The organism is Psychrobacter sp. DAB_AL32B (assembly GCF_002224105.1).
Lineage (GTDB): Bacteria > Pseudomonadota > Gammaproteobacteria > Pseudomonadales > Moraxellaceae > Psychrobacter.
This window is the reverse complement of record NZ_NEXU01000115.1, coordinates 1-4,725: the sequence shown is the minus strand read 5'-3', so window position 1 is coordinate 4,725 and position 4,725 is coordinate 1. Positions and strand designations below refer to the sequence as shown.

At 42.4% G+C, this 4,725-nt stretch carries 2 protein-coding genes and 1 pseudogene; 1 reads left to right on the top strand and 2 read right to left on the bottom strand.

Annotated features, from left to right (window positions below):
• Window positions 1-1,465 (bottom strand): annotated as a pseudogene (locus CAN34_RS12670) (acetolactate synthase 3 large subunit); the annotation flags it as partial.
• Between the two features lie 890 nt (window positions 1,466-2,355).
• Here CAN34_RS12670 and CAN34_RS12665 point away from each other — a divergent pair.
• A complete protein-coding gene (locus tag CAN34_RS12665; RefSeq protein WP_089555923.1) occupies window positions 2,356-2,856 on the top strand; it encodes a DUF4124 domain-containing protein in 501 nt (166 codons plus the stop codon).
• A gap of 24 nt (window positions 2,857-2,880) precedes the next feature.
• On the opposite strand, the gene CAN34_RS12660 is transcribed toward CAN34_RS12665, so the two are convergent.
• Window positions 2,881-4,725 (bottom strand): NAD(P)H-hydrate dehydratase (locus CAN34_RS12660; RefSeq protein WP_368039507.1); only part of this gene is annotated, 1,845 nt, incomplete at its 5' end.

Genomic DNA, 4,725 nt, shown 5'->3' with positions numbered 1-4,725 from the left:
CCGTCATACAGCATAGCTTGCCACTGTTTCACCATGCCCAAATGCGCATTATTAAGTTTAGAATTTTAACTGGCAAATCATACTGTAAACAGGTTGATAACTCTTGGATATTCATCTGAATAGAGCCTTCACCGGTAATACAAACCACATCACGCTCAGGGTTAGCAAGTTTCGCTGCCATCGCATACGGCAAGCCAACACCCATCGTACCTAAACCGCCTGAGTTCAGCCATTGGCGCGGCTCATTATAGGTATAGTAAAGGGCCGCAAACATCTGATGCTGACCAACGTCACTAGTAATAATAGCGTTACTATTAGTCACTTTATCTAAGGCCTGAACAACCGCTTGTGGCTTAATACCATTATCGGTACTGGTGTCATAGCGCAAACCATGACGCTTACGCCATTCATTAATCTGTGACCACCAATCCAATAACGCTGGTTGGTCTAGCTCTTTATCCTCACCGATAATATCTAGCATGTCAGTAAGCACTGACTTGACATCGCCAACGATAGGAATATGAGCAAGAATAGTTTTTGAGATAGACGTAGGGTCAATATCAATATGAATAATCGTCGCATTTGGACAGAATTTTTTGACGTTATTGGTCACACGGTCATCAAAACGTGCACCAACTGCTAATATGACGTCCGAATGGTGCATGGTCATATTGGCTTCATAAGTACCATGCATACCAAGCATACCTAAGAACTGTTCATCAGAGCCAGGAAAAGCACCTAAGCCCATTAAAGTATTGGTTACTGGTAAGTTTAAGCGATGCGCAAGATCCGTTAGTTCTTTATGGGCATTACCTAAAACAACACCGCCACCAGAGTAAATAATCGGGCGCTTAGCAGCAAGTAAGGTTTCAACCGCTTTTTTGATTTGACCACTATGACCTTTTAATGAAGGCTGATACGAGCGTATAAATACTTCTTCTGGATATTCATAAGCAAATTTTTCGCTAGGCGCGGTCATATCCTTAGGAACATCGATTACAACAGGACCTGGACGCCCAGCCTGCGCAATATAAAAGGCTTTTTTAACAATCATTGGGATTTCGCTAGCATGGCGTACTTGAAAACTATGCTTAACGATGGGACGCGACACACCAATCATATCGGTTTCTTGGAAAGCATCTTCACCAATTAAACTGCTGGGTACCTGTCCAGAGATGATTACCATCGGTACTGAATCCATAAAGGCAGTAGCAATAGCAGTCACTGTATTGGTGGCACCAGGGCCTGAAGTTGCCAGTACCACACCTGTGTTACCCGTCACCCGTGAATAAGCATCTGCCATATGGCCTGCTGCTTGCTCATGACGCACTAAGATGTGCTCAATGTTTTCTTGTTGAAACAAGGCATCATAGATATGAAGAACGGCACCGCCTGGATAGCCAAAGATATATTTGACGCCCTCATCCGTTAGTGCTTGCACCAACATCTCAGCGCCAGATAGCATCACAGGCTCATTGCTCCCTTCAGCAAGGCGTTGCTGCTTTTCTTCGAAGTTTTTGGCAGCATGACCCGTTTGGGTATGTCCAGTCATATTCGGACTTTGCGTGGTTTGCGTCACTGTCGTCACCTTTTTTTGTGGCAAGAATATGTGCCCACTACATCTAAGTTGTGCTGTTTTATAAGACAGCATACTACTCAAACATAGCAATATATTTAAGGTCAGCTTTGCGACAGGAGTTTATCGATTTACAGTGACAAGATGCGAGCGCATCTATAAAGAAGCTTATTATTTGTAATGCATACGAGCTTGCGCTGATAATAAATAGATGGATACAGAATGATAGAACAAATCTCAAAGCTTATATTTTATAGCTTATATCACGTTATATGATTGCGAAATCTTATAACATGTTTAATGAGTAAATGTTAAAAACACACATGACACTCTATTTTTTATAACGGCAAAATCTTAAAAATCACGTTAATAATAAGTTTATCTTAGTCATTGTAGACGGATAAGTCCGGAGACAATAAATATAGATTTCAATAGCAATGGTTATAACCGCTATTTATTTTATATTATTGTCACAAAGATAATAAAGCTAAGCAAGCTACCGATAAGCAACCCGTAGTCCTTATTTTCAAGTGCCACGGCAATATCATAAAAGCCGCTCACTGACCAATCAACTGCTATTATATTCGATGGTTTGGGCACCATTGTCAAGAAAAACTTCTAAAGCCCATCCCTAACTATTGGTTATTAAATAATGTACATTCATAAGAGTTATTTGCTAGAATCAAACAGCAATGTATTTATATTGTTATCGAGGACGTTAACTACTATTCTTAGCTTATTTATACCCATGTTTTTTACCCATTAAGAGGATCGTTACCATGGCATATGCGTCTACCATAAATACCGCTGCCAAACTGCTTATTAGTGTCAGCACCGCGTGTATGCTCATGTTGCCAATGAGCGCCAGCCATGCTGTTCAAGTATACAAATCTATTGGTGCACATGGCGAAGTTAAGTACAGCCAACATGCGCCGCAAAATGGTAGAAATATTGAGGTTATTGAGTTCCGCAGTGATGGCAGACAGAGCAACGCCGGACAGCTAGCAGGCAAAACCGAAGCCAACCAAGCTGCACCGCAAAGTGCCGAAGAACAGCGCGTTGCACAATTAGAAACCCGTATCAAAGAGCAAGAAGCGCAAGCGAATGCCCAGCGTTGTCAGTCGTTACGTAACAACTTAACCAATCTAAATGTGGGTGGGCGCATCTATGAAATGGATGCCAATGGCAAACGCCAATACCTAGATGGCCGTGAAATTGAGCTTAAGCGTGAGCGTGTTCAACAAGCAATCACTCAGTACTGTAATGGCTCTGCCACTTAATACCAAAACCACTGTATTTAATGATTAATAGTTATCCGTTATTAACTGGATAACATGGCGAATAGCAGCTGGCATATCTTGAGCTTGCAAACCTCGTTGTCCTATTAATAATGACCTATCATTATTGGCACAGACAGTAGTTTGATTTACTAAAACATCTCCTGCCAATCCATGGATAAGAACCGCTTGGTGCAAACTACGCGGTTCCTCATTTAAATCTTGCTGCGCAAGTAACCCAGCAACCACACCCGATAACACATCGCCCATACCAGCGGTTGCCATACCGGCATTGCCCGCTCCGCAAGCGTACACATGCGTTTGCTCTTTTTTCTGCTCCAAAACTAATGACCCTGCTCCCTTTAACACCCAATCACCACCATAACTCGTTGCACACTGCTTTATCGCTGCTAATCTATCGTCTTCTACCTCACTAACCTCTTTATTTAATAACCTAGCAGCTTCGCCACTATGCGGCGTTAAGCAAACCTGATGGTCAACACTATGTTCTTTCAGCTGCGTTATTAGTTTATGATTATCTCTTTGTAACGATGCCAAATGATAGAGACCGTCGGCATCGATTATTAATGCCTTACTTTGTGCTATAGCAGCCTGCATATAACTTATAAATATCAACTTTGCTTTTTCATCACGGCCCAGTCCCATACCAATAGCGATCACACTGGCTTGCTCAATAAGACGATTTACCCCCTCTTGATCATGTAAGTCGATAGTCATTGCATCTGGTAGTGAGGTTAGTAGTGCGCCATGAAACGCTTCATGGCAAGCAACAGTGATTTTACCAGCACCTGTTGCCATCGTACTTGACGCAGACAGTATGGCTGCTCCGCCCATGCCTTGTGAGCCATCAATGCGATTGCCACCGATGACCAATACATGTCCATAGCTGCCTTTATAACTGTTTTGGCAGCGTGGCTTTAAACTATGAGCGGAAGTAATGAGTGTAGCAACTGGCGTTAGTTCCTTACCATTCATCTGATAAGGTATCAGTGGTATGTCAATAACTGTGCCGCTATAGTCCAACCCGTCCTTGGTATGCAGCCCAAATTTTCGTGCGATCAGACATAACGTTATATCCGCCTGTATCGCTATATGGTCAAATACTTGACCCGTGGAAGCAACCAACCCACTTGGAATATCAACCGCGATAACCAACGCCTCTGCATACTGTGCAGCTTCATTAAAAGCGCCAATCGCCTGCTCATAAACATTTTCAGGCGCTCGATCTAGGCCAATACCAAATAGCGCATCGATATAGACATCGGCTTGCGTACCCTTACCTGTTTTCTCATTTTTTTTATCAGCACTGGTTGCAAAGCGCTGATACGAACAGTTAGCAGATAGCGCTATCTGTAGAGCCTTTGCTGCATCCGTCATACAATCTGTTTTCTTAGAGCTGCTACTTATATCAGATTTTTCAATATTATTTCTTTCAAGATTAACTAACTCAAAATCATGTTTCTCAAAGCCGACCGTTGTTACCTGCACTTGCCAGCCCATTTGCTGTAAATAATAAGCAATGAGCCAACCATCACCGCCATTATTGCCTTTTCCTATCCAAATATTGGCTAAGCGCTGGCGAGTATGACGACGATGAGAAAATTTAGCATGAGTAGCTCCGTGCGCGTTAAGATTTTCCTGCTGATAAATCCGCTCAATATTCTGCGCCATTTGCCACGCAGCTTGTTTCATTAGACCGAAGCTATCATTACCTTCGGTAAACCATGCTTGCTCCATAGCATAGAGCTGCTTACTACTATACAGCGCTATAGGCATTGTTGTTTTCGATGATATATTAGCTGTTATTTGCATGGTTTGTTCTCGAGTATTTTTAGGAAGTTGTTTTATATT

What these genes read in the sequence shown, in the direction of transcription:
- CAN34_RS12665 (WP_089555923.1), top strand. Translation starts at nt 2,356, where the DNA reads ATGGCATATGCGTCTACCATAAATACCGCTGCCAAACTGCTTATTAGT.